The 23,661-nt window shown below is 61.0% G+C and carries 18 protein-coding genes and 1 pseudogene; 13 read left to right on the top strand and 6 right to left on the bottom strand.

The genetic code is table 11. The features are described 5' to 3' along the window. The first annotated feature begins 167 nt into the window (after positions 1-167). From PQR32_RS06935 to PQR32_RS06880, 12 genes and pseudogenes are all read left to right on the top strand, one after another. Positions 168-893, top strand: coding sequence for an ABC transporter permease (locus PQR32_RS06935; RefSeq protein WP_408223538.1), 726 nt, complete (start codon positions 168-170; stop codon positions 891-893). 2 nt (positions 894-895) lie between these two features. Continuing rightward, complete coding sequence (locus PQR32_RS06930; protein WP_408224024.1) at positions 896-2,014, top strand: ABC transporter ATP-binding protein; 1,119 nt, start codon at positions 896-898, stop codon at positions 2,012-2,014. A gap of 62 nt (positions 2,015-2,076) precedes the next feature. Beyond that, positions 2,077-2,748 (top strand): ABC transporter permease, encoded by a 672-nt coding sequence (locus PQR32_RS06925; protein ID WP_408224021.1) that lies wholly within the window; start codon positions 2,077-2,079, stop codon positions 2,746-2,748. A 36-nt stretch (positions 2,749-2,784) separates the two neighbouring features. Next, on the top strand, positions 2,785-3,681 hold the full coding sequence (locus tag PQR32_RS06920; protein ID WP_408223536.1) for a glycine betaine ABC transporter substrate-binding protein: 897 nt from the start codon (positions 2,785-2,787) through the stop codon (positions 3,679-3,681). Positions 3,682-3,724: 43 nt separating this feature from the next. Further along, a complete protein-coding gene (locus PQR32_RS06915) occupies positions 3,725-4,609 on the top strand; it encodes a nitrilase-related carbon-nitrogen hydrolase (RefSeq protein ID WP_408223534.1) in 885 nt (294 codons plus the stop codon). 9 nt (positions 4,610-4,618) lie between these two features. After that, positions 4,619-5,812, top strand: a complete 1,194-nt coding sequence (locus PQR32_RS06910; RefSeq protein ID WP_408223532.1) for an acyl-CoA dehydrogenase family protein — start codon at positions 4,619-4,621, stop codon at positions 5,810-5,812. A gap of 17 nt (positions 5,813-5,829) precedes the next feature. Then, positions 5,830-7,416, top strand: coding sequence for a class I adenylate-forming enzyme family protein (locus tag PQR32_RS06905; RefSeq protein ID WP_408223530.1), 1,587 nt, complete (start codon positions 5,830-5,832; stop codon positions 7,414-7,416). Next, positions 7,413-8,213, top strand: coding sequence for a crotonase/enoyl-CoA hydratase family protein (locus PQR32_RS06900; RefSeq protein ID WP_408223528.1), 801 nt, complete (start codon positions 7,413-7,415; stop codon positions 8,211-8,213). The genes PQR32_RS06905 and PQR32_RS06900 overlap by 4 nt, the downstream gene beginning before the upstream one ends. 3 nt (positions 8,214-8,216) lie before the next feature. After that, positions 8,217-8,861, top strand: a complete 645-nt coding sequence (locus tag PQR32_RS06895) for an MmgE/PrpD family protein (protein WP_408223526.1) — start codon at positions 8,217-8,219, stop codon at positions 8,859-8,861. A 223-nt stretch (positions 8,862-9,084) separates the two neighbouring features. Continuing rightward, positions 9,085-9,918 carry a DUF932 domain-containing protein gene (locus PQR32_RS06890; RefSeq protein ID WP_408223524.1) on the top strand — a complete coding sequence of 278 codons (834 nt, stop codon included), beginning with the start codon at positions 9,085-9,087 and terminating at the stop codon, positions 9,916-9,918. A gap of 129 nt (positions 9,919-10,047) precedes the next feature. Then, a pseudogene (locus tag PQR32_RS06885) lies at positions 10,048-12,286 on the top strand (ParB/RepB/Spo0J family partition protein). 85 nt (positions 12,287-12,371) lie between these two features. Next, entirely contained in the window at positions 12,372-12,617 is a 246-nt protein-coding gene (locus tag PQR32_RS06880) for a hypothetical protein (protein WP_408223522.1), read from the top strand. Here PQR32_RS06880 and PQR32_RS06875 read toward each other — a convergent pair. The 5 genes from PQR32_RS06875 to PQR32_RS06855 form a co-directional block, all read right to left on the bottom strand. Continuing rightward, the gene (locus tag PQR32_RS06875; RefSeq protein ID WP_408223520.1) at positions 12,575-13,291 is read right to left on the bottom strand and encodes a hypothetical protein; all 717 of its coding nucleotides are present in this window, start codon (positions 13,289-13,291) and stop codon (positions 12,575-12,577) included. The two genes, PQR32_RS06880 and PQR32_RS06875, sit on opposite strands and share 43 nt — an antisense overlap. Next, complete coding sequence (locus PQR32_RS06870) at positions 13,284-13,976, bottom strand: nucleotide-binding protein (protein ID WP_408223518.1); 693 nt, start codon at positions 13,974-13,976, stop codon at positions 13,284-13,286. The genes PQR32_RS06875 and PQR32_RS06870 overlap by 8 nt, the downstream gene beginning before the upstream one ends. Before the next feature lie 9 nt (positions 13,977-13,985). Then, positions 13,986-14,447, bottom strand: a complete 462-nt coding sequence (locus PQR32_RS06865; RefSeq protein ID WP_408223516.1) for a hypothetical protein — start codon at positions 14,445-14,447, stop codon at positions 13,986-13,988. Positions 14,448-15,482: 1,035 nt separating this feature from the next. Next, positions 15,483-15,752 (bottom strand): DUF1488 family protein, encoded by a 270-nt coding sequence (locus PQR32_RS06860; protein WP_408223514.1) that lies wholly within the window; start codon positions 15,750-15,752, stop codon positions 15,483-15,485. Between the two features lie 666 nt (positions 15,753-16,418). Next, entirely contained in the window at positions 16,419-17,681 is a 1,263-nt protein-coding gene (locus PQR32_RS06855; protein WP_408223512.1) for an integrase core domain-containing protein, read from the bottom strand. A gap of 3,262 nt (positions 17,682-20,943) precedes the next feature. Here PQR32_RS06855 and PQR32_RS06850 point away from each other — a divergent pair. Further along, complete coding sequence (locus tag PQR32_RS06850; protein ID WP_408223510.1) at positions 20,944-22,248, top strand: MFS family transporter; 1,305 nt, start codon at positions 20,944-20,946, stop codon at positions 22,246-22,248. Between the two features lie 176 nt (positions 22,249-22,424). Here the strand turns inward: PQR32_RS06850 and flgE are convergent, their stop codons facing one another. Beyond that, the gene (flgE, locus tag PQR32_RS06845; RefSeq protein ID WP_408223508.1) at positions 22,425-23,660 is read right to left on the bottom strand and encodes a flagellar hook protein FlgE; all 1,236 of its coding nucleotides are present in this window, start codon (positions 23,658-23,660) and stop codon (positions 22,425-22,427) included. Position 23,661: the final 1 nt, after the last annotated feature.

Below are 23,661 nucleotides of genomic sequence, written 5' to 3'. Positions count from 1 at the left end.
CTACATTGCATTGATTCAAAAGAACAAAATCTGGTCACAGACGCGACATGCCGCTTTTGTGACAAATGATGTCGATCCCGTGTTAAAGGAAGCGCTCATCCTGCATCTATGCTGTCACCAAAGCAGCAAGCACGATAAACATGGCCCCGTCAGGGCTAGGAGACACAGTGGAAATCCTTGCTTTCATCTGGGACAACCTGGCGAGTATCGCCAGGATGACCGTCGAGCATATCGAGATCGTCGGCGTGGGCGTCGGCTTCGCCATCCTCACCGGCGTGCCGCTCGGCATTGCGATCACCATTAATGAACGCGTCGCGAAAATCGTGCTGTACGTCGCGTCGATCATCATGACGATTCCGTCCGTTGCACTGTTCGGCATCATGATTCCGGTGCTTTCCGTGATCGGCCAGGGCATCGGCTTCCTGCCGACGGTCATCGCGTTGTTCCTCTACTCGCAACTGCCGATCGTTCGCAATACCTATACCGCGATTACCAATATCGACCCTTCGCTGCGCGAAGCAGCCAGGGGGATGGGCATGAAGACCGGCGAGCGGCTGCGCAAGGTCGAACTTCCGATCGCGCTGCCCATCATCATGGCTGGCGTGCGCATGGCGGTGGTCATCAATGTCGGGGTCGCAGCGATTGCGGCCTACATCGGGGCCGGCGGTCTGGGCAAGCTCATCAGCCGCGGCATCTCACAATCCGATCCGCGCCAGTTGATCGCTGGCGCCATTCTTGTCAGCGTGCTCGCCATCGCGGCCGACTTCGGGCTCGGCTGGGTTCAGCGGTTCTTGACACCCAGGGGGCTACGCAGCCCGTCCCGCACGGCTAATCTCGCGCTGCGGCTTGGCGTGTTGACGGGCATTCGCAAACATCCACGGCAGGCGCATTGATCATGATCAAGCTATCAAACGTTACGAAGCGCTACGACGGCGCAAGCAGCCCGGTGGTCGACGGCATCAACATGGAAGTGGCCGCCGGAGAAATCTGCGTACTGCTGGGACCTTCGGGCTGCGGCAAGACGACGACGCTCAAGATGATCAACCGTCTGGTTCAGCCGACCTCCGGCAAGATCTTTCTCGAAGGCAAGGACACCGATGAATTCGACGTGGTGGCGTTGCGCCGCCGCATCGGCTACGTGATTCAGCAGATCGGCTTGTTCCCGAACATGACCGTCGAGGAAAACATCTGCGTGGTGCCGCAGTTGCTGGGCTGGGACAAGGCGAAGGCGCGCCGGCGGGCGGCGGAACTGCTCGAGATTGTGGCGCTCGATCCGGCCATTTATCTTACCCGCTACCCGAAGGACCTGTCGGGGGGGCAGGCACAGCGTGTCGGGGTCGCACGGGCGCTTGCAACCGATCCGCCCGTCATGCTGATGGACGAACCGTTCGGCGCGATCGATCCGATCAACCGGGAGCTGATTCAGGATGAGTTCCTCAGGATTCAGAAGCAGGTTAAAAAGACCATCATCTTTGTCAGTCACGACATCGACGAGGCGGTGAAGATGGCCGACAGGATCGCGATCTTCCGTGCCGGCCAGCTCGAGCAGTTTGATTCGCCGGACAACATCCTCGCGCGACCGGCCACGCCGTTCATCGCGGGTTTCGTCGGCACGGACCGCGCACTCAAGCGCCTGCGTCTGGTGCGTGCGCGGGACGCACTGTCGGCATGTGAGTGCCTGGTGCGCGTCGGCGAGAGCAGCGCACGCGCGCAGGCGATCATGGCCAAACACGGCGTCGACCAGATCGTGCTCCTCGATGCAGCCGACAGGCCCCAGGGCTATCTAACCGCTGACCAGCTTCAGCGCTTCGATGGGGCGCTGACTCCGGCACACGCCATGCCTTGTCAGGGGGCAGCAAGGCCGGAGGATGATCTGCGATCGGTTGTCTCGGCGATGTTCGCGAGCGGGGCATCGTGGCTGCCCACGGTCGACGACGACGGCCGGTTTGTCGGTTATGTCAGTCAGGCGCACATTGTCGATCTGCTGCGCGTACCGGCTGGAGAGCAGGCATGAAACACGGAAGACATACCGGCACGGCCAGATGGGCCAGTTCTGCCGTCGGTCTGCTGCTCGCGATGGTGTGCGCGCAGGCTCGCGCGGACAGCTGGTTGTCTGGCGTCGCCCAATACCGCGGCGACATCGTCTACCAGTCGAGCCAGATGATGCTGATGGTGGCGATTGCGGGCGTCCTCGCGATCATGGTGGCGGTGCCGGTCGGCATCTACATGAGCAGACCCTCGCAACGGCACGGTTCAGCGGTGGTCATGCAGACACTGAATGTCGGCCAGGCGGTCCCGAAGCTCGCCCTGCTCGCGCTGGCGATGAGCGTGATGGGCATCGGCACGGTACCGGCGATCTTCGGCCTGTGGGTGGCGACACTGCTGCCGATCGCGCTAAATACCTATGAGGGGTTGCGAGCCGTGCCACGCGCATTGATCGAAGCAGCCACCGGAATGGGCATGACGCCGCTGCAGATTCTCTGGCGCGTCGAACTGCCCAACGCGCTGTATGTCATCTTCGCGGGCATCCGGACGGCGCTGGCGATCACTGTAGGGACGGCGCCGCTCGCCTTCCTGATCGGTGGCGGCGGTCTCGGCGAGCTGATCTTTACCGGCATTGACCTCAACGATTTCACCATGTTGCTTGCGGGCGCGATACCGACTGCCCTGCTGGCTATTTTCACCGACGCCTTTGTCGGTCTGATGCAGCGCCGGCTTGTCTCGCGCGGCGTCAACCCGCAAACGTGAACCACTGCCGGTTATCACCAACCCATCGAGGAGACCATGAAAAATTCATTGTTGGCGCGCGCGTTCGCGCTGATCTCTGTACTGATTGCAGCGTTCTGGATCATCCCATCATCGGCCGCGACGGTCATCGTCGGCGGCAAGAATTTCACTGAACAGCAGCTGATGGCGGAGATGACCACTCAACTGCTGGAAGCCAAGGGCTTCACCGTGACAAAGAAGGACGGCTTGGGCAGCGCCGTGCTACGGCAAGCACAGGAAAACGGTCAGGTCGATATCTATTGGGAGTACACCGGCACGTCGCTGATTACCTACAACAAGGTCAACGACCGTCTCAGTCCCGAAGACACCTATAAAAAGGTCAAGGAACTGGATGCGGCCAAGGGTCTCGTATGGCTGAACCCGTCGCGCGCCAACAATACCTACTCGTTCGCGATGAACGAGGATGAAGCGAAGAAGCTCGGCATTGTGACCATCAGCGATCTCGCAAAAGCAATCAAGGGCGGCAAGACTCTTACGTTCGCGTGCAACTCGGAATTCTATGCGCGCCCCGATGGCCTGCGTCCGCTTGAGAAGATGTACGGCTTCGAGTTCAGCCAGGATGAGGTCAAGCGGATGGATTCGGGGCTGACCTATCAGGCGTTGAAGGACCGGCAGGTGGACATTGCGCTGGTGTTCGCCACCGATGGCCGCGTGCCGGCCTTCCACTTTGTGATCCTGAAGGACGACAAGGGCTACTTCCCGGCCTACGCACTCACACCGGTTATCCGCAAGGCAACGCTCGACGCCAATCCGACGCTCGGGCCTATCCTGAACTCTCTGTCGGCAAAGCTCGACGCGCCGACAATGGCGCGCCTCAATGCAAGCGTCGACGTGTCGAAGAAGTCCTTTAGCGATGTCGCGCACGAATTCCTGAAGCAGTCAGGTCTGATCTGATGCCCGGTCAGGGCGCCCACCCACGCAACGCGAGAGAAAACAGATGAATTCGATGGCCGGCAACGATCCGCAGCACAACCTGATCAGGGTGGCTGCTGCCCAGATCGACGGCGCCTACGGCGATGTCGGCGCGAACCTGACCAGGCATCTCGGCCACATGGAGCAGGCGCGCGCCAGCGGCGTACGGCTCCTTGTTTTCCCCGAGCTGTCGCTGTGTGGGCACAGTGCCGGCAAGGATGCGCTGCGGCTCGCGATGGGCACCGACGATCCGGTGATCGCGACGCTTGCGCAGGCGAGCACGAACCTGCATACCGTGTTCGGGTTCATCGAGGAAGCACCTGGCGGACAGTTCTACAACAGCCAGGCGACTGTCTCGAACGGCAAGGTCGTGCATATTCACCGCAAGGCGCAACTGGCAACCTACGGCAAGCTGAGGGACGGGCTTTACTACGCGGCCGGTACGGCGCTCGGGAGTTTCCCCCTCAATGACCGCTGGCAGCTGGCGACGCCAATATGCGCGGATCTATGGAATCCGGCCCTCGTGCATGCGCTCGCCTGCGATGGCGTCACGCTGATCGCGGCGCCGATCAGTTCGGCTCGCGAAGCGGTCGGTGAAGGCTTCGACAATCCGACCGGCTGGGACGTCAACCTGCGTTTCTACGCGATCACGTACGGCGTGGGCATCGTCATGGCAAACCGTGTCGGCACCGAAGGGATGATGACCTTCTGGGGCGGTTCGCGCATTCTCGATCCGTTCGGCAAGACTGTCGCGCTCGGCTCGGAGACTGAAGAGGGGCTCGTCATTGGCGAACTGGACTATCAGGCGGTTCGCCGGGCGCGGTTCCTGTTGCCAACCGTGCGGGACGCACGAGCATTTGCATTGCGCCAAAGTGCAGCGAAGCGCGACTTTACCCTTCAACCGGATTAAGACACGACGATGCGAGATTTTCTTCTTGATGACACCGACCGGGCGTTCCGGAGCGAAGTCCGGGATTTCCTGCTACGCGAACTCGCACCGCGGGCGGCCGACATCGAAGACCGCCAGGACTGGTCGGCCGTGAAACATGTCGTCCGCATGCTGGGCGAGGCGGGCTATCTCCGGCTGATGTTTCCCGATCTGTATCGGGGCACGCTCACCAACCCGGGGCTTACTCACGCAACGATCCTTTCCGAGGAAGCCGCGTATCTCAACTACGCATTTGAAACCACCATTGCGACCGCGCTGAGCTGCGCCTATCCACTGCATCGCCATGCCAGCGAGCGGCTGCGCAACGCCTATCTCGCACCGATTCTCGACGGGACAGCGATCGGCGCGATCTGCGTGACCGAACCCGACGTCGGCAGTGATTCCGCGGGCATGGAAACGCGGATCGATTTTGATGCAAAGACCAATGAGTGGGTCATCAACGGTTTCAAGCGATATATCTCCAATGCGTCCGTTGCCGACGTCTACATCGTCTATGGCATCGCCCCGGCCGGCACCGACCCGTCTCGGGCCGGCATGACGGCGGTCGCCGTACCGGCCGCCGCGGCCGGCATCCGGTTCCCGCGCAATTACACCTTCATGGGCCGGCGCGGGTGCATCGTGGGCGAGGTCGAATTTAACGACTGCCGCGTGCCGGCTGATCACCTGCTCGGCGAACAGGGCGCCGGTTTTCGCATCATGCGCGGCATGTTCAATTTCGAGCGGGCCATCCTGGGCGGTTCGGGTCTGGGCGTCGCGCGCAGCGCGTTCGATATCGCAACGGCGCATGCGCAGCGGCGTCAGTCGTTCGGTCAGGCTCTGGGCTGCAAGCAACTGATCTGGGACAAGATCGCGCAGATGAGCTGGCGCATTGACGCAGCCGAACTCCTCACCTACCGGGCGACAAAGATGTACGACGCAGGGGCCGATGGCAAGGCGCTGATGAAAGAGGCCGCCATGGCAAAACTGGTGGCCACCGAAACGGCGAACTTTTGCGCGAACGAAACGGTGCAAATCCTCGGCGGCGATGGGATCACCAAGGAGTTCGGCCGCGCCGAGCAACTGTATCGCGATGCACGCGCGCTGACGATTGTTGGCGGCACGTCCGAGATCGCCAAATACCTGATCGCAGGTCGCGACCTTCCGGACATCCGGATCAATCTCTAGAAGCTTTACACCGTCCCATGCTCACGGTCACGTCCCTCTTCGAAAACACGGTCGAAAAATATCCCGACCGCCTCGCACTCGTTTGCGGCGACACCACGCTCACCTATGCGGCATGGAGCCACCGGGTCAGATGCCTCGCACAGGCGCTGTTCAACCTCGGTGTCCGGCAGATGGACCGGGTGGCCATCCTGCAGAAAACGTCTGACGCGACACCAACGACGTACATGGCGTGCCAACTGCTCGGCGCGATCGCGGTGCCGATGAACTTCCGGCTGTCGGCCAACGAGGCGGCATTCATCCTGCGGGATGCCGGTGCGCGTGTTGTGGTCTACGACGATTCGATGCTGCCCGTCATCAGCAAGATTGAGCAGGCGCTGCCCGATCTGCGCACCTACATCTGTGTCGCGGGCAACGCACCCGATGCGTCCGGACCACCGGCGCATCATCATTCGTTCGAGGCGCTGGTCGAGGGAATTGGGCAGTTCGACGCGCCACTTCCTCGCCTGAAGCCGGACGACATCTCGGCGCTCGTCTACACGTCGGGCACGACTGGCCGGCCCAAGGGTGCGATTCACACCCACGGCAATGATGTCGCGATTGCGATCAACTGCGTGATGGAATACAGCCTGACGAGCACCGACGCGGCGCTGCATATCGCCCCGCTTTACCACGTGGGCGGCATGCAGGCCTATTTCGTACCGCACATGATGGTTGGCGCGGCGAACGTGATCGTGCCACGCTACGAGCCGCTGGCCACGCTCGAGGCGATTGCCCGCCACCACATCACGACCCTCTTCGCTGTGCCCACCCAGATCCAGGACATGCTGTTCCATCCTGATTTCGCGTCAATCGATGTCAGCAGCCTGCGCATGATCACGACCGGCGGTGCCGCCATTCCCGCCGCGACCATGCAGCGCGTAATCCAGGAGTTCTGCCCGAACATCTTCAACGGCTATGGGATGACGGAGGCGAGCTTGACGCTGCTGCTGCATCCGCGCGATGCGCTGGGGTATCTCGGTTCCTGTGGCAAGCCGACGCTGATCAGCACATGTCGTGTCGTCAGGAACGATCCGGAGCGAACGGTGCCACCGGCGGAGAGCGTGGTCGTCGGCGAGGTTGGCCAGCTCATCGTGAAAGGCCCGCAACTCGCTGCCAGCTACTGGAACAACCCCGTTGAGACGGAGAAGAAATTCAAGGGCGGGTGGCTCTATACAGGCGACCTCTTCAGCGTGGATGAAGCCGGGTATTTTCACTTCCACGGCCGGGCCGACGACATGATCGTATCGGGTGGTGAAAACATCTATCCACGCGAAATCGAGGAAGTCCTGTATCACTGCCCCGGAGTACAGGAGGCCGCAGTGATTGGAGTACCCGACGAGAAGTGGGGCCAGGCGGTGACCGCGTTCGTGGTGCGCAGCGACGCCGCTCTCACAGAGGCGGACGTCGTCGCTTTCTGCAAGGCGAGCGACGATCTCGCGCCGTACAAGCGCCCGAAAAAGATCTTCTTCGTGAACCAGCTGCCGCTCAATCCGAGCGGTAAGGTACTGCGGCACGAGCTGGCCGGAGCGGTCTATCAAAAACTGGTGGCAGGAGCCTCACAATGAGCGACGCAGTGCTATATGAGCGCGACGAATCTGTTGTCACGCTGACCCTCAACCGGCCGGCAACGCGCAATGCCCTGACAGAGATGGAGGTTGTCGATGCGCTGGTGACGAGTCTGGAGCGCGTGCAGGCCGACGGCAGTGTCCGGGCAATCGTGCTGACCGGCGCCGGACCGGCCTTCTCGTCGGGCGGCAACATCAAGCATATGCGCGACGACGTTGGTACGTTTGCGGGCAGTTCGGCGCACATTCGCGAGAACTATCGCCGCGGCATCCAGCGCATTCCGAAAGCGTTTCATGAACTGGACGTGCCGTGCATCGCGGCGGTGAACGGCCCGGCGCATGGCGCCGGCTGCGACCTGACGTTGATGTGCGATATTCGCATCGCCGCTGCGAGTGCGGTGTTCGCGGAGAGCTTCGCCAAGGTCGGCATCATTCCCGGCGACGGTGGCGCCTGGTTACTGCCCCGCGTGATCGGGCTTTCACGAGCCAGTGAAATGATCTTCACGGGCACGCCGATCGATGCGCAGCGTGCCCAGGAATGGGGACTGGTGTCCCAGGTCGTGCCGGATGAGGAATTGATGGATGTCGCGCATGCGCTCGCGCGGGCGATTGCCAGCAATCCGCCAGGCGTCTTGCGGATGTCCAAGCGGCTCATCCGGGAAGGGCAGCGGATGGACCTGCCCAGCCTGCTCGAATTATCGGCTGCATTTCAGGGCATTGCGCACCGGACCGCAGACCATCGCGAGGCGCTCGCGGCGACTTTTCAGAAACGCCCCCCGACTTTTACCGGAGACTGACCGATGGGTGCGTCCGCTATTGCGTTCATCCACGGTCTGACTTTCGGCGATTTGCCCAAAGACGTTGTTGAACAGGGCAGGTTGTGCCTGCTCGACCTGCTGGGCGTCGCCCTTGCCGGCAGACAGACCGCGTTGTCGCGTATCGCAAGCGACCATGCGGTCGACTTCTTCGCGGCCGGCAGGCTGCGCTCGCGCATCCTCTTCGACGGGCGGGTGGCAAGCCCCATCGGTGCCGGACTCGCGGGAGCGATGACCATCGACAGCTGCGACGGCCACGATGGCCACGCAGAAACAAAAGGACACGTCGGCGTGACCGTGCTTCCGGCATTGCTCGCGCTGGCGGAGCATCGACCCGACATGAGCGGGCGTGAATTCCTCACGTGCCTGGTGCTGGGTTATGAGATCGGGACGCGCGCTGGCATTGCGCTGCATGCCAGCGCCTGTGACTATCACACGTCGGGCGCATGGAACGCGCTGGCTGCGGCTGCGCTCGTGGGGGGGGGGGGGGGGGGCGGCCCCCCCCCCCCCCCCCCCGGGGGGGGGGGGGGGGGCGCCCCCCCCCCCCCCCCCCACTGCCCGGTCCACCCGGGACGCGGCGTGCATCCAGCTCCCTGGTTACCGCCCTTGACCCGCGACCGTAGCCGATAGCGGGCAGGCATCAAGGGGCGAGGGACCGTGTTGCCCGCACCCCTCCCTCGCCTTTTTCCTTGACGCCTGCCCGCTATCGGCTCCTTCAGTCGCACGGGCGGAAACCCGGGAGCCTGGCGGCAGCAAGGCCAACCCCGAGTTCCACCGGGAGGTGTCCAGCCACAACGGCAAGTCACATCCCTTCGCCCGGTTCAGGTCCTCAACCTTGACTGTGGAGATTGCCATGAAACTCGCTTCCTCTTTCCGTTACGGCTCCCCGATGCTGCGCGCTGACTCGCCTCTCTCAGACGATCAGATTCGCCGCGTTGCCCCGTCCATTTTCGCGGACGGCAAGCACGAAAGCCGCTCCGATCGCTACACCTACATTCCGACCATCGAGGTGCTGCGCGGCCTGCGCAACGAAGGCTTCCAGCCTTTCATGGTCTGCCAGACGCGCGTGCGGCACGACGACCGCCGCGAGTACACAAAGCACATGCTGCGGCTTCGCCATGCCGAGCAGACCACCGGCGACGAAGCCAATGAAATCGTCCTGCTGAACTCGCACGATGGCACTAGCAGTTACCAGATGCTCGCAGGCATGCTGCGCTTCGTCTGCCAGAACGGCATGGTGGCGGGCGACAGCGTCCGGGATATCCGTGTGCCGCACAAAGGCAACATCGTGCAGAACGTCATCAACGGCGCGTTCGACGTGCTCGACGGCTTCGACCTGATCCGCGAGCAAAAGGACGGCATGCGTGCCGTCACGCTCGACCGCGACGAACAGCACGCATTCGCCCGCTCCGCACTTGCGCTGCGCTACGACCCGACCGACGCAGAGGCACCGGCCCCTGTCACCGACAGCCAGTTACTCGCTCCGCGCCGCTTCGAGGATCGCCGCGACGACCTTTGGACCGTCTTTAACCGCGTGCAGGAAAACCTGACCAAGGGCGGCCTGCACGGACGCTCACGCACCGGACGCTCAATGTCCACCCGCCCCATCACCGGCATCGACCAGAACGTGAAGCTCAACCGCGCCCTCTGGATGCTCGCGGATGCGATGCGCCAGATGAAGGCGTAAGCACAGCAGAGGCGGTACCCCACCGCCTCGCCCCAACCTTTCTGTCAGGACTCCTATCCGAGTCAAGTCCTGACAGCATCCTGCATCACTCTGACCCGGAACTTACCTCCCAACTTTCTGGAGTTAATCATGCAAGCCCATGAAATCGAAACCGCCACGGTGGACACCGCCGAAGCCGCATCCGCACTCGAAACCAGTTTCGGCAACGAACAGCCTGTCGTCACCGTGCCCTATTCCAGCCTGCGGCGCTCGCCACTCAATGCCCGCACGAAACCGCTCTCCGGCATTCCCGGCCTTGCGACGAACATCCGTGCGAAAGGACTGCTGCAGAAACCTCGTTGTGCACGAGATGAAGGGGTCGCGCAGCAAGCAGCGTAAGTACGGGGTCTGTGCGGGGCAGCGCCGCGAGGCCGCGCTCGATCTGCTGTACGAGCAGAAGCACATCACTGCCGATTATCCGGTGCCCGTGCGGATCGTCAGCGAAGGCGAAGCCCTCGCCATTTCGCTGATCGAAAACAGCGAGCGCGAAGGACTCGACCCGTTCGACGTTCTACGTTCGTACCGGATGCTGGCCGGGGAAGGTCGCAGTGTCGACTACATCGCTGCGCTCTTTTCCGCTTCACCGCTCACGGTCAAACGCCGCATGAAGCTCGCGAACGTCTCGCCCCGACTGCTCGCACTGCTGCGCGACGATGCCATCACACTCGACCAGCTTGCCGCGCTCGCTCTCGCGGACGACCACGAGACGCAGGAGCATATCTGGTTCGAGGCGAACGAGTGGCAGCGCCAGCCCAACTATCTGCGGCAGGCCATCACCCGCGCGGAAATCGACGCGAGCCGCAGCCGCCTCGTGCGCTTCGTCGGTCTTGACACCTACGAATCTGCTGGCGGTTATGTGCGCCGCGATCTGTTCAGCGACGACCAGAACGCGGGGTATATCGCGGACGCGGAACTGTTGCAGCGCCTCGTTGCGCAGAAGCTCGACGCCGCCGCCGGGGAAGTCCGCGCCGAGGGTTGGGGCTGGACCGAAACGCGCATCGAACGCAATTTTCTGGAACTGAACCGCCACGGCAGGCTGCGCCCCGTCCGGCGTCCATATACCGGGGACGAGCAGCGCGAGGCGGACGCTCTCACCGCGCAGCGGGACGAACTGGCCGAAAAACTCGAAGCACTCTCGGAGGACGACGAAAACGCCTATGAGGAAGCCGACCGCCTCAACGAGGAAGTCGAGCGCGTCAATTCGGCGATCATCGCGCTCGAAAGCCGCATTGTAGTCTGGAACACGGATCAGATAGCCGAGGCCGGTGCGTTCGTGATGGTCGGTCCGCAAGGCGAACTGCTCATCGAGCGCGGTCTCGTGAGGCGTGAGAACAGCGCGGCGCTCGACGCAGCGGGCGCGACGGTCACCGGCACGCCGGAAGCCAAGGAGCAGGACGTAGCGGACACGCCGACCCCGAAGGTCAAGCCTGTCCACAGCGCGAAACTCTGTCAGCGGCTCACCGCACACCGTACCGCCGCAGTCCACGCAGAACTGGTCGCACAGCCCGCCATCGCGCTCGCCGCCATCCTGCGGCAACTGATTCCGCTGGCACTGCCCGAACACTACGGGCATACGTCCGCGCTCGGCTGCCTGGCGCTTTCCGGCGAGAACAATCACGACGGCCTGCTGCGTGCAGCGGACGACCTGCCCGCCAGCCCCGCGTGGAACGCCATCGAGACGCAGCGCGCACGCTGGATCGCGGAACTGCCCGCCAGACGCGCCGACCTGCTGCCGTGGCTGATGCAGCAGGACCCTGGCACGACCCTGCTCGACCTCCTCGCGTTCTGCACGGGCGCGCTGCTCGACGGCATCGCTGGCGAGGAAAAGCCGCATGCGATCAATGCACTCGCGGGCGCGCTGAACCTCGACATGACCCGGTACTGGACACCGACCCGCACTGCGTACTTCGATCACGTCAGCAAGGCGCGCATCGCGGAAGTCGTGGCCGCCGCCGTGTCCCCCAAGGTTGCCGCTGACCTCGGGAAGATGAAGAAGGCCGACGCTGCTGCCGCCGCCGAACTGCGGCTCGCAAAAGCCACATGGCTCCCGGAAGTCCTCACCGATCGGGAAACACCGGCCACGCCCTCCTGGGAAAGCCGCGACGACGAGGATGAGGACAACGATGCGGATACAGGAGACGGTACCGGCGAAGCGCCGGACAGCGAGGACTACGAAGCGGAACCGGATGCCGGGAACGGCACCGGACACGTCAACGATATGCCTCCCGATGCAGCACCCACTTCCGGCACAGATAAGGCGTTGGCGCCGTGGCCTTTCCCGACCGCTGAGAGCATGAACACCGCACAACCCGGCCCGCGCGCTGCGTAGCCCCTGCCTTCGCCCCGGAAACGGGGCGAAACAGGCGGCAGACTTGTATTACTGCCACCTGCTTACCCGAACCGGAAAACCCACCATGACCCGCCGTATCCGCATGGTCGTGCTCGTCACGAATGCCGAAGGCTCGCCCGACCTCTGCGCGACCTTCGTCGAAGCCACCGATCTGCAATGCAACGAAGGCCAGCACTATGACATGGCGCTCGCCTGCGCCGAAGATGAAGGCTACCGCGCACCCATGATCGCCTTCGACCCGAATGACGCAGCCGCAAGCATGCTCCGCTATGTCACCGACTTCATGGAAGACCATACCGATGAAGCGTAACCTGTGCGGGCAGCCGGCGAGCCGCCCGCCCGTCCCGGATGGCTGCCTGCCCACCAGCCTGCCAGTGCGCCCGCACCTGCCGCCAGCATCATCACGACCAGGCCACCGACCACCAGCCCATAGCACGCCCTCATGAGCCGTCGCAAGGTGACCTGCTCGAATGACACGACCGCTGCCTCAAGCCGTTGCCCCTGCTCGCGCGCCGCGATGGCCGTCACGCCTACGAGCCGGTTCCCCGCTGTACGCGCGATCCGGTCCGCCGCTCTTTCCGACAATCTGGTCAGCGCCTGTCCGTTCAATTCCGCGAGTGCAGTCCGGTAACGCGCTTCCTGTTCGCTGATCATCTTCTCGGCCAGTTCAATCGTCGCCTTGCAGCGCGCAAGCGCGTCGCGATGCTGCGCCATCAGCGCATCCGTCGCCGCGTGCGCCTCGGCCCACATCGCGTCGAGACTGCCTGTGCCCGCCTGCCGGATACGCTCCGGCATCGCTTCGTAGAGGCGCGCGTAGTATTCAAGCACGACGATCATCGACCATAGAGCGTCATTGTCCCGCAGGCTCAGCGCACCGGCAATCCGCCGAATCCGCAGGAGACTGGCGTCGTCGGGCAAGTCACCCGTAACATCGAGAAACAGGCGGGCGAGCGTATCAGGCGGCGTCGCCCGCCTGTTACGCATGGGCCGTCACCCCGGCGAACATCGTGTTATATAGCGCGCACCAGCGCAGCAGTTCCGCCCGTTCGCCAATATGCATCGTCTCCGCTGCCTTGCGTATCGACAGCCGCTGACTGCGAAGTTCATCCGCGACGCGATCCGCGAGATCGGGAAAATCCAGCGACCGGCCCTGCGCCTCGACGGCCTTGCGCAATTGCGAGTCCCGATACAGGGTAAATTTTTCCGGCGCGCCGAAATAGCCGTTGCGCACAACATGCGTCGTAGCACCTGGGAACGTCGCGCCGAACTTGAGAAGCAGTTCGAGGCTGTCGCGCTGCCGGTTGATGACCCACAGCACGACCAGACGCCGCGCCAGTTCATCGAGCGTGCTGGCGAGTGTTCCGCCATACTGCGCGACGCCCGCCTGGCTGCGGGCCGCCGTATTGACGACAACGGTCGCATCCCGATGCGAATCGCAGAAATTGACGAAATCGATCCAGCCACTCACGTCGTCCAGATCACACGACCCACATTCGATTTCGTCGTGGACAGCCTTCATGACGTCGGGGTTGGACGTATCCGTCTCAACCAGCACGACGTTGACGTCCGTCCGTCGCAGGTAATCAACCAGCGCCAGCGTCACAAAGCTCTTGCCGACACCACCCTTGCTGCCACCGACCATATAGATAGGAGGATTTTCCGTTGCCATGTGAGACCTCTACAAGTTTTCGGTATCCGGACTGATCGGAAATCCGAGGAAGCCCTGAACCGGTTGCCCGGGCTTGGTTACGCCCCCATTCCCTTTCTGCTGTGATCCTGCGTGAGCACGGTCGTTATGTGGCGACGCCTCTTGATTGACCTTCTTTGCGCGCGGTGATGCCGTGGCAGTGCGCGTTTTGACTTGTCGCTCCGCCTGTGTAGACTCGTCTTCTTTCGCTGCACGTTGCATCGCGTATCGCAACGTGCTGGCGCTAATCTCCACGCCGTCCTGCGCGATCTGCTGAACGATTTCTTCCTGCGTGTAGCCCTTCCTCTGGGCACCAATAACTTGAGGCTGCATGGATTTCATTCCATCGCGGACATTGACGCGATGCTCATGCGCGGGTTTTTCCGGCAGTGCGTCGAGACGGCGCGCTGCCGCGTCCCATTGCGCCTGGGTAAAGCTCTTCACCACCGGCATCATTCGCTCCCGCGTACTGCTTTCACGATATCTTGCTAAGGGGAATAACGGTCGTCAATACCCCGAAACAGACTCATTTCGGGTCGATGGAACCAACTGGAATAAGCGGCATTTCCCCGGAACAGGAATTTTTTTGTGCCATTGCATACGGGTAACCCACCGGAATCTGCGCGCACGAGAACCCGGCCACATCGCCCCTCGAATCAAGTGATCAAGATTGTGCGTTGACAACGGGCAACACACGCAATCCATCGCCCACCATAGTGCGACGGATGATCGCGGAACCTGATGCGACGTATCCATCCGATACAATTTTTGGCGCGATGCCCGTGAAAGGCTCTATGCCCACGTTGCGCAACCGTCGGCACCCATGCACGGGGAATCAACACGGAATTTGAGTTTTTCTGCGCGGCGTGCGATCACGCATGCTCATGCGTTTTGCTCCGTGAGTCGTACCTTCGCGCTTCCGACCTAACTTCTATTTGCGCGGGCAGGGATACCTGTTCACGCGATACATCACTTCTTTCAACTAGGACAGTTCATCTTGCTGCGCGAGGTGTGCGGCGTCCCTATTCGGACGAACATATTTTCCTGCGGCGGGGTTTTGATCTATTTGCGCGACCACGGTCAACCCCGCTCACGGGACTTGCGGATGGCAAACTTAAGGACATAAAAACGAGGGACGGCAGGATAGGCTACCGCCGGTTTTGGGCGTCATGCGCAATGCGCTTCTACTAGATAAACATGGTCGTGATGTCAGTAACCTTGCGCTTACTAACAAGCGCTCGCGCGTCGATCAGAATCCTGGGGCATGTTCCGGCAATATGATCGATCGGATCAACGAGAATATGGCGAACTGTGTTCGAGGTCGCAAGAATAGGTCGCCGTCTGCAGCGGAGTTGAGAGGCTGAGAAATCGTCACTGTTCCGCCATTTGGGGACTTTGCATAAAAGAAATTAGCAACATATGAACGATCGTGCTTTTGTGTATCAAAGACGCATCGCGACGCCACGGTCATCGTCAGCCAACGGCCGGTTACCGGGTCACGAAGTCATTCGCGGTCACCCGTAGCGGTTCGTCGGGCCGCGCAAGTAACTTTCTTTGTGCGACAGCGACGATGCGGTTGCGACCGCTTTCGAATGTCTTGAGTGTGCGTGCCGCGTCGGCGTCAGGCGGCAGCCAGAAGTGTTCTTCGAGTGCGTCACGTGCAACCGCGATTTCGACCTCGCGCCCGCGGATCGGCAGCATGAAAACCACAACGCGTCCATCCGGCGAGACGGCGGGCGCGCGATCAAGAACTTCCATGAAGCACCTCGACGATATTATTGGCGGCCTTTGTATTTGTACTGCACCGCGCAGCAATAAATTTACCAGAAGTTGAACGCAGGACGATCGTCAATGATTAATCGCCACGTGACGTATCTGCGCATTAATTTTTTCAGGCGGCCACGTGTTGTAGGTGGTCTCGTGTCTTGTGGCGTACGTAGTTGGGACAGATGGTTGGTTGCGTATTCGAAATTAACGTACCTCCTTATGGTGTGCTTTTCCGGGAGTCAACGTGAGCCACGATCTGGCGGATGGTTCGGCACTGCAGCGTGAAAACACCAATACGGATGAATTTACGAGCGAGAACGCAATGGTCGTTTGAGAAGAAGCGTTCGTAGATCGCGGCGCGTATCGGTGACGAAGTGAATGTGAATGGGCATGGCACAGTCGGACGCTAACGCAGAACAACACCCTCGTTGCGTAGGGTGTCGAATAGACGCCGCGGAATTCAGCGGACAGAGGACCGGTTTAACTAAATAGATAACGAAAAATTGATCACTTTAATTATGTCAAATTGTATCGCCCCGGTTAATCGGTTTCTACTTAACTGGCGTCGGTTCAAGCGACGCGGCGGCAGGGTGGCGCTAAGGCCTGCCTGCTTTGGTTGGAGCCGCCGCGCCGTGCCGCAACGGACCGCGTGTTGCCTTACCGCTCGGTGCTGGGAACGCGGGGAGAGTCGGTGCCCGCCTGTTGAGCTCGCGCCGTAGCTGCGTCCAACATCGCAGCCCCGATTGACGGGTCGGCGGCCGCAGCCAATATGCGTCGTGCCTCCAGGTAGGCGGGATGAACGGGTAAGCGGTGATACGCATGGCTTTCTACATAACGCATGAAGACGTCAATTGCATCCGCGCCCGTGGGGATTGTGAACTGCCCGCGGCAACAAGCCTGACGGATTGCCGCTCGAACGGAAAGACTGTGCGGCGAGAAGTTCCAGGGTGGCGCCGCCCGCAGCACACCAAGCAACATGCCGTCGACAGTCGAAGCGAGCGCGACCCGACAATCGTCCTCCTTATGACACACCACCCAGATCTCGGACCCGACGAGGTCATGGCGACTGTGAAGCACCTCGTTCGTGTAGCGTCCGTAATAGAACTCGACAAACGGGGCGCGCCCCGTTTGGGCGCCGCCGCGCACGATACATCGCTTGCGAACGCTCAATAGGGCGTCCACAACAGCCGGATCGGCTCGACGCAAGGTTTGCTGCGAATGCTGATATAGAAATTTCGCGTAGGCCAGCGGCGTCCGGTTGCCGATGCCGCTGTGTGGCGTGACGTTATAGTTTGCGACAAGCATGTCGAGCAACTCTTCCGCGTACTCGTACTGGAATCGGCTCGCCAAAGGCACCTCCTCGGGCTGTCGGCCCTTTCGGTCCTGAGGCTTGCCGCCAGTGGTGTTGGATAGGCGCTGAAAGCCCTGTCCCGCCAGGTTACGAAAAAAAGCTTCGATGAACGGCCGGTCGTCCTTGCTACGACGTTTCGAAAACGAATTTTTTGGGTCGAGCACCGTGGCACCAGCCGCATCTTGCAACGCATCGCGAACGTGTTGCCAGGTCTCCGACAGCGCGCCGTCTACACTAATCTCATCCCAGCAGAGCCCGACGAATTCATCGCCAAGTGCGGAGAGGAGCCCGGCTTCGGGCAGATACGGTTTGTCGCAGAAACTCACCGGGCGCATGCGCCACCTGCTCAATGCCCGCTTGAGCGCGCGCAGGACGGCGTCTTTTGATATTTCCCGCCTCATGCTGAAGTAGTAGCCAAGTACCGCACGCGACGCCACCTCAAGGATCACGATGACCCACAGACGATGAACGATCTTCTCCTGCGAACCGCCCCCCACCAGAGGAAGCGACACACAAAAACGTCCGTCGAGTTTGTGTGCATCCATCTCGACACGCTGCATGAACTTCATCACCGGCCGTCGAGCGCCGTCTCCGGTCTTCAGCTTCGCGACCAGGTCTGGGCCACCGCTCGTCGCCGCTAGTGCTCGTGGGTTCGCCGACAGCACGCTGTCGACATACCGGCCAATTGAGACATAGCCAAGCCTAGCCGTATTAAACGGCCACTCGGCGCGCTGCTCATATCCGAGGCCACGAAGTTGGTCGAGAAACCATGCGCAATGGCGCCGTTTCGACCAGCCGCCTGGATGAAACGCCGCTCAAAATACGTGCTTCGAAGGCCTTGCGAAGCTCAGGCCAAGCGTCGAGTAGCGACTGCAGCGCGCCAACGGCGCCCCCACCAAATTGGTCGATTTGGATCTTGCGAGACCGCTGATACTGCTTCAATCGCACCCATGGCACCAACCCACGCCATCCGTAGGGCCGTTCGTCTGGGTGGGTTTCAATGCAACGTTCATGAATCAGACGATAGGCCTGTTTTGCGCCCAGTGAAGTAACCCCCTTGATTGTGTCGGCCGTCGCACAGGAAAGATACAGCGAGACTGCTTCCTTTTTCGCAAAATACAGCGCACGCCGGCGGCCATCGAGCGCACCCTCATCGGGGCTGGCCCATTGCGACGTGTCGATAGTTCGCCTCCCCATCGTCCGCGTGAGCAGTAAAGGCTGTCGTCAAGGTCGCCTGCTTCCATGGGCGCTCCATAGCGCCCGCCCGCCGATAGCTAAGGGCCGGGCGCCTTTAAGACCATAGAGCGCTTACGCAACAATGCAAGGTGAAGATTCGGCCACGGTGTCGAAAAGGATACAAAATTGCTTGAACTGTTGGCCGAAGGAACAATTTTGCTTGAATTGTTTGCAAGCAATTTTGTTCCGGAGCGCCGTGGACGCCGCCAATTTCCGGCCGTCCAGTGGTAACAAAATTAGTTGCACCCACGATTCGGGTTCGTTTCCAGCGTCGGGGGGCAACTTTCTACAAAGCCTAGTGAAGCACAACAAAATTACGCGAAATAACGAATGGGGCAGATTTATGCATCAATTCGATGGCCGTGAGGCTCACCCGTTCCGCACTCGGAAGCGCCAAGGCCTCCGCCGAGTCCGTGCCGACGGCCTGCGGGTCAGATCTTCTAACGGCGAGCTAGAACAGAGCCTGGCGAACGGCCGCTTCGCGGCCTGGTGCGTTTGCACGGTCGATGGGCGCGAGATACCAAATGCACACTCAGCGCCCATTCCGCGCGGCCAGACCGCTTTGATCGTGACGTAGACCGCGCGAGTTCTTTGCTCGCGACGACATAGTTGGCGCAGTCATGGAGGCGAGCACATGCCAGATCAAGTAATCCTCGGACCCGCTTGGGCTAAGCTGTTCCGCTTCCCTAGCAAAGATCAAACGCGATGTGCGCACTCAAACGTCGTTCCCGCCTTGATTCTTCAGAGTGTTATCTGCCACGGCCCTGCAGCGACGCCCACGACCGCTGCTATCTGTAAATTCCGATGAGCTTGGCGAACTTCATTGAAGCTGATCTACTCGGCAGCGTGACGACGGATAATGAAGCCGCGAAGAATATTGCGTGCAAACCAGATCTCCACACAACTGTGTGTGGCCTCACCGTCTTGCAAGGGCAGGGTCGTACCCGCACGATTCGGTTGGCTGTCATCAAGCCGCCTCTACGAACAGTCGACCGTTGCGTATTGCTCTGTTTTTTCGGTCGATTGACCACGCGAGGGAGCGGCGGTCGGTCCACAGTCCTTAACGCCTCGGAAACGGACCCTCTGCGCAGCATCAGAGGGGCGGGGGTTATGATGTAGTTGGCTTTCGCGGTGTCGAGGCGAATCGTACGTTGTCGGCCCCCTTCTAGCATTCGATGCGACAAAGCCGTCTGCTCCATGACGTGAGGCAGGTTCGCCTGCCAGCGCACGCCATCTGTAAGCGCCGAGGAGCCACGCGCGGCGGCCGCCACGGCGCCGCTGCCCATGGCGACGGGACTGCGATTGGCATGGTGCGAGAGAACCACAGCGGCACCGGTCTCGCGAGCAACAGCTCAATGGCCTCAACGACTGCCGTCATATGGGTGGAATCGTTCTCGTCACTGCAATGGAAACGACAGAGAGAATCGACTGTCCCAAGGCGAGCACCGTCGCAAAAGGGCGAAATCTTGGCTACCTCCGCCTTCGCAATCTTTCCCGCTTGACAAGCATCAAACGTCCCGCGTTTGGAGACGGATAGATTCGGAGGGGAGAACGCAATCGTTCAAATAGCGCATAGCATGACCTCGGCTTGCGAAACTCGGGCATTGCTTGCATACCGTGGAACGCGGCCTGTGGGCGATGATGCATGACCTGCCGGAACTCCTCCGCAAGCAGAGATACCACGGGCGAACCGGCCGTCTTGGAGCAAGTCCCAAGTCCGAATCCCTCCGCCGATGGGGCGCCGGCTACAACATCGCAAGCGATTTGGGTGAGCAGCATGGTATTGCAGAGAGCGTCTGGTCCAACCAGAGCGCCCACCGTCCCGTCACCGTCTCCCGGCGCAAGGTACTATTTCTTCTCAAATCTCTGGCACAGAATTCATGCTCGCTGACGTAAACCTGAAGATCCTTCTACCGCAGATTGTTCGATACTAGCGATTTGTGTTTTCGCTATTGGCGCCTTTTTCTGATTGGGCAGCGTGGGTATCCTTGAAAACATGTGAACATGCCCCCGGACACCGCAATGCAGAAGGGAGGATATGAGTGATTGGCAATGGACGGGTTTTACTCCTCCCCTGACGTTCGTTGTCATTGGGCACAGCAATGCGCTGTGCCTTTTTTTATCAGCTGGTTATGGAAAAGCGCCGCGTATGTGGCGCATCAAGCATACGGAGACCGGCGAATGACGATGTTCTAGACAATTGGCGTCCTACTGACCCTCATTGCAATCTTTGGCCCGACAAACCCTAGGTTCCTTAAACTTCCGGACGCCCTTGGTATCACGGCATTCGGCCTCCTCGTCAGCCTTTGATTCCTCTTTGCCAGCTACAAAAATCCTAGTCTAGTTCGCGTTGCACGAAAGGTGGTCAGCGACATCGATTTCGCGGACATCATTTTCCACGGGCTTCCTAGAACATTAGGAAGGCTGGTAAGGAAACTAACACGCTGCACAGCTACTTCCAAACATACCAACGCGCGCAAGGATGCAGACAATTCGCAGCCTGATGCCGCTTAACTGAATGACTGGCAACACCACGAGAAGCGGCGATCCGACCGCTGGATATTTAAGACTCAAGCAACGAAGGATAGACAGAGCATGACTGATTTCAAAGATGCGCAGGTCGTCTCAGCGCAAGATACTCGCCGGCGTGTTCTCGCCATCGTCGGCGCCTCATCCGGCAATCTCGTCGAATGGTTCGACTTCTACATCTATTCGTTCTGCGCCATATACTTCGCGCCCGCCTTTTTCCCCAGCGGCAATACGACTACACAATTGCTGAATACGGCGGGCGTCTTTGCCGCAGGCTTTCTGATGCGTCCGATCGGCGGCTGGTTTTTCGGGCGACTGGCCGACAAACACGGCCGGAAGACCTCCATGCTGGTGTCGGTGTATATGATGTGCGGCGGCTCTCTGGCCATCGCATTCCTGCCGACCTACGCGCAGATCGGCGCGCTTGCCCCCGCGCTTCTGCTGATAGCGCGCCTCTTTCAAGGCCTGTCGGTCGGCGGCGAATACGGTACGAGTGCGACCTACATGAGCGAGGTCGCGCTGAAGGGACGCCGCGGCTTCTTCTCGTCGTTCCAGTACGTGACACTGATCGGCGGCCAGCTTTGCGCGCTGCTGGTGCTCATCATTCTGCAGCAGACGCTTTCCGCCGACGACCTCAAGGCATGGGGCTGGCGCATTCCCTTCGTGGTGGGCGCAGGCGCCGCACTCGTCGCGCTCTACCTGCGCAAGTCGCTCGAAGAAACCACGACGGCGGAATCGCGCCGTCAGAAGGAAGCCGGTACGCTGCGAGGTCTCTGGAAGCATCGCAAGGCGTTCATCTCAGTTGTCGGCTTTACGGCCGGCGGCTCGCTGATTTTCTACACGTTCACCACCTACATGCAGAAGTACCTGGTGAACACGGCGGGCATGCACGCCAAAACCGCCAGCAATGTGATGACCGGCGCACTCTTTGTATTCATGTGCCTGCAACCGGTATTCGGCGCACTCTCCGACCGGATCGGCCGCCGCAAGTCGATGCTGATGTTCGGTGCGCTCGCGACACTGTGCACCGTACCGCTGTTGCACGCCCTCAAGGACGTATCCAGTCCGCTCATGGCGTTCGTTTTCGTGACCATCGCCCTCACGATTGTCAGCTTCTACACCTCGATCAGCGGACTCATCAAGGCTGAAATGTTCCCGCCCGAAGTGCGCGCACTGGGTGTGGGCCTCTCGTACGCGGTCGGCAATGCAATGTTCGGCGGTACAGCCGAGTACGTCGCGCTGTGGTTCAAGCAGGCGGGCAGCGAGACGACGTTCTACTGGTATGTGACGGCCCTCTGCGCAATTTCTTTCCTGGTTTCGTTCAGCATGCGCGATACGGCGAAGGAAGGTTACCTGCGTCACGAACCTTGATTTGATTCGATCCGGCGCCGGCGGGCCCCGCGACAGTCCAGAGCCGGTCGCCCGCGCGAGGCGCCCCTCGCCGCACTCGCAAAAGAGAAGGCCGCGCACCTCACCGGTGTCGCGGCCTTTTTGTCAGGCGGGGCAGAGAGCGCTCTTCGGTATAACGCTCCCCGTTTCGCCTGCCATCACAGATTGATTAGCGTGTTATCCACCGCTTGCTGCGTCTTGATGGTTTGCGCGTTCGCCTGATAGTTGCGTTGCGCGGAGATCATATGCACGAGCTCGGACGTGAGATCGACGTTCGAAGCCTCCAGCGCCCCGCCCTGCAATGCTCCGTGATTAGTCGAACCCGGCACCGAAATCTGCGGCACGCCCGACGAGTTCGTCGCGGCATACTGATTGCCGCCGAGGTTGACCAGTCCATTGGGGTTATTGAAAGTGGCCAGGGCTACCTGCCCAATGGCCATGGTCTCGCCGTTGGAGTACATCCCGACAATCGTGCCGTCCACATCGATCGCGAAGGTGGCGAGCCGCCCTGACTCGAAACCGTCCTGGCCGAGTTGATTGACACCGGTCTTTCCGCCGTACTGTGTCGTGCCGCCAATACTCAACGAAAGGCTCTGCGGTGTGGCGGAGCCGTCCGTTGTCGCCACTGCAAAGTCAAACGCAAGGGGCTTCGCCGTCGGGTTCCCCGCGGCGTCGGTGGTCGAAACCAGATTGCCGGAGGTATCGAACTTCGCCGTGCCGATCTGCGTTGCCGCACCCGTTGCCGAGCCTGCATACACGTCCCAGGAACCGGCGGCCGTCTTCACGAAGTACATGTCGACCTGCTGCGAACCGCCCAGCGAGTCGTACACCACGGTCGACGTCGCATAGTTGTAGCTCATGGGGTCGCCCTTCGCGAACGGGGTCGTCTTCGGCAGACTGTCCTGTGCGTTCAGGTTCAAGCCCGCCGTGATCGCCGTGGTGGCCTTGGGCGGCAGATTGCTCATCGGCACACGCAACGGCACCGTGGAGGCCGTGTTGATGACGCCCGACGCGTCGGCGTTGTAGCCCATCAGATTCTGGCCCGCAGCGTTAACGATGTAACCGTTGTGCAACTCGAATACGCCATCGCGCGAGTACGTGAGCACGCCATTGCTCTGCATCTGGAAGAACCCGTTCCCGTTGATGGCGATATCCAGTTCGCGGCCCGTGTTCGTGATACCACCCTGCGTGAACTGCTGCTGTACCTGGGCGAGCCGTGTGCCGATGCCGATCTGGTTGTTGACAGCGGTTGCAACCGAGTTCGCATACATGTCCGAAAAGCGCGCCACGCCCTGCTTGAAACCAACGGTGTTCGCGTTCGCGACGTTATTGCCAATCACATCCAGGTCTTTGGACGCGCCGGCGAGTCCGCTCAGGCCAACTTGATAACTCATG

It is taken from the genome of Paraburkholderia dipogonis (assembly GCF_046027395.1).
Taxonomy (GTDB): Bacteria; Pseudomonadota; Gammaproteobacteria; order Burkholderiales; family Burkholderiaceae; genus Paraburkholderia; species Paraburkholderia dipogonis_A.
This window is presented reverse-complemented; position numbering and strand designations above follow the sequence as displayed.

Bases quoted from the DNA above. Each gene is read 5' to 3' on its own strand.
- PQR32_RS06870 (WP_408223518.1), bottom strand. From the start codon at position 13,976: ATGGCAACGGAAAATCCTCCTATCTATATGGTCGGTGGCAGCAAGGGT.
- PQR32_RS06860 (WP_408223514.1), bottom strand. From the start codon at position 15,752: ATGGAAGTTCTTGATCGCGCGCCCGCCGTCTCGCCGGATGGACGCGTT.
- PQR32_RS06905 (WP_408223530.1), top strand. From the start codon at position 5,830: ATGCTCACGGTCACGTCCCTCTTCGAAAACACGGTCGAAAAATATCCC.
- PQR32_RS06920 (WP_408223536.1), top strand. From the start codon at position 2,785: ATGAAAAATTCATTGTTGGCGCGCGCGTTCGCGCTGATCTCTGTACTG.
- PQR32_RS06855 (WP_408223512.1), bottom strand. From the start codon at position 17,681: ATGAAGTTCATGCAGCGTGTCGAGATGGATGCACACAAACTCGACGGA.
- PQR32_RS06930 (WP_408224024.1), top strand. From the start codon at position 896: ATGATCAAGCTATCAAACGTTACGAAGCGCTACGACGGCGCAAGCAGC.
- PQR32_RS06910 (WP_408223532.1), top strand. From the start codon at position 4,619: ATGCGAGATTTTCTTCTTGATGACACCGACCGGGCGTTCCGGAGCGAA.
- PQR32_RS06880 (WP_408223522.1), top strand. From the start codon at position 12,372: ATGACCCGCCGTATCCGCATGGTCGTGCTCGTCACGAATGCCGAAGGC.
- PQR32_RS06875 (WP_408223520.1), bottom strand. From the start codon at position 13,291: ATGCGTAACAGGCGGGCGACGCCGCCTGATACGCTCGCCCGCCTGTTT.
- PQR32_RS06925 (WP_408224021.1), top strand. From the start codon at position 2,077: ATGGTGTGCGCGCAGGCTCGCGCGGACAGCTGGTTGTCTGGCGTCGCC.
- PQR32_RS06900 (WP_408223528.1), top strand. From the start codon at position 7,413: ATGAGCGACGCAGTGCTATATGAGCGCGACGAATCTGTTGTCACGCTG.
- PQR32_RS06915 (WP_408223534.1), top strand. From the start codon at position 3,725: ATGAATTCGATGGCCGGCAACGATCCGCAGCACAACCTGATCAGGGTG.
- PQR32_RS06895 (WP_408223526.1), top strand. From the start codon at position 8,217: ATGGGTGCGTCCGCTATTGCGTTCATCCACGGTCTGACTTTCGGCGAT.
- PQR32_RS06890 (WP_408223524.1), top strand. From the start codon at position 9,085: ATGAAACTCGCTTCCTCTTTCCGTTACGGCTCCCCGATGCTGCGCGCT.
- PQR32_RS06850 (WP_408223510.1), top strand. From the start codon at position 20,944: ATGACTGATTTCAAAGATGCGCAGGTCGTCTCAGCGCAAGATACTCGC.
- flgE (WP_408223508.1), bottom strand. From the start codon at position 23,660: ATGAGTTATCAAGTTGGCCTGAGCGGACTCGCCGGCGCGTCCAAAGAC.
- PQR32_RS06865 (WP_408223516.1), bottom strand. From the start codon at position 14,447: ATGCCGGTGGTGAAGAGCTTTACCCAGGCGCAATGGGACGCGGCAGCG.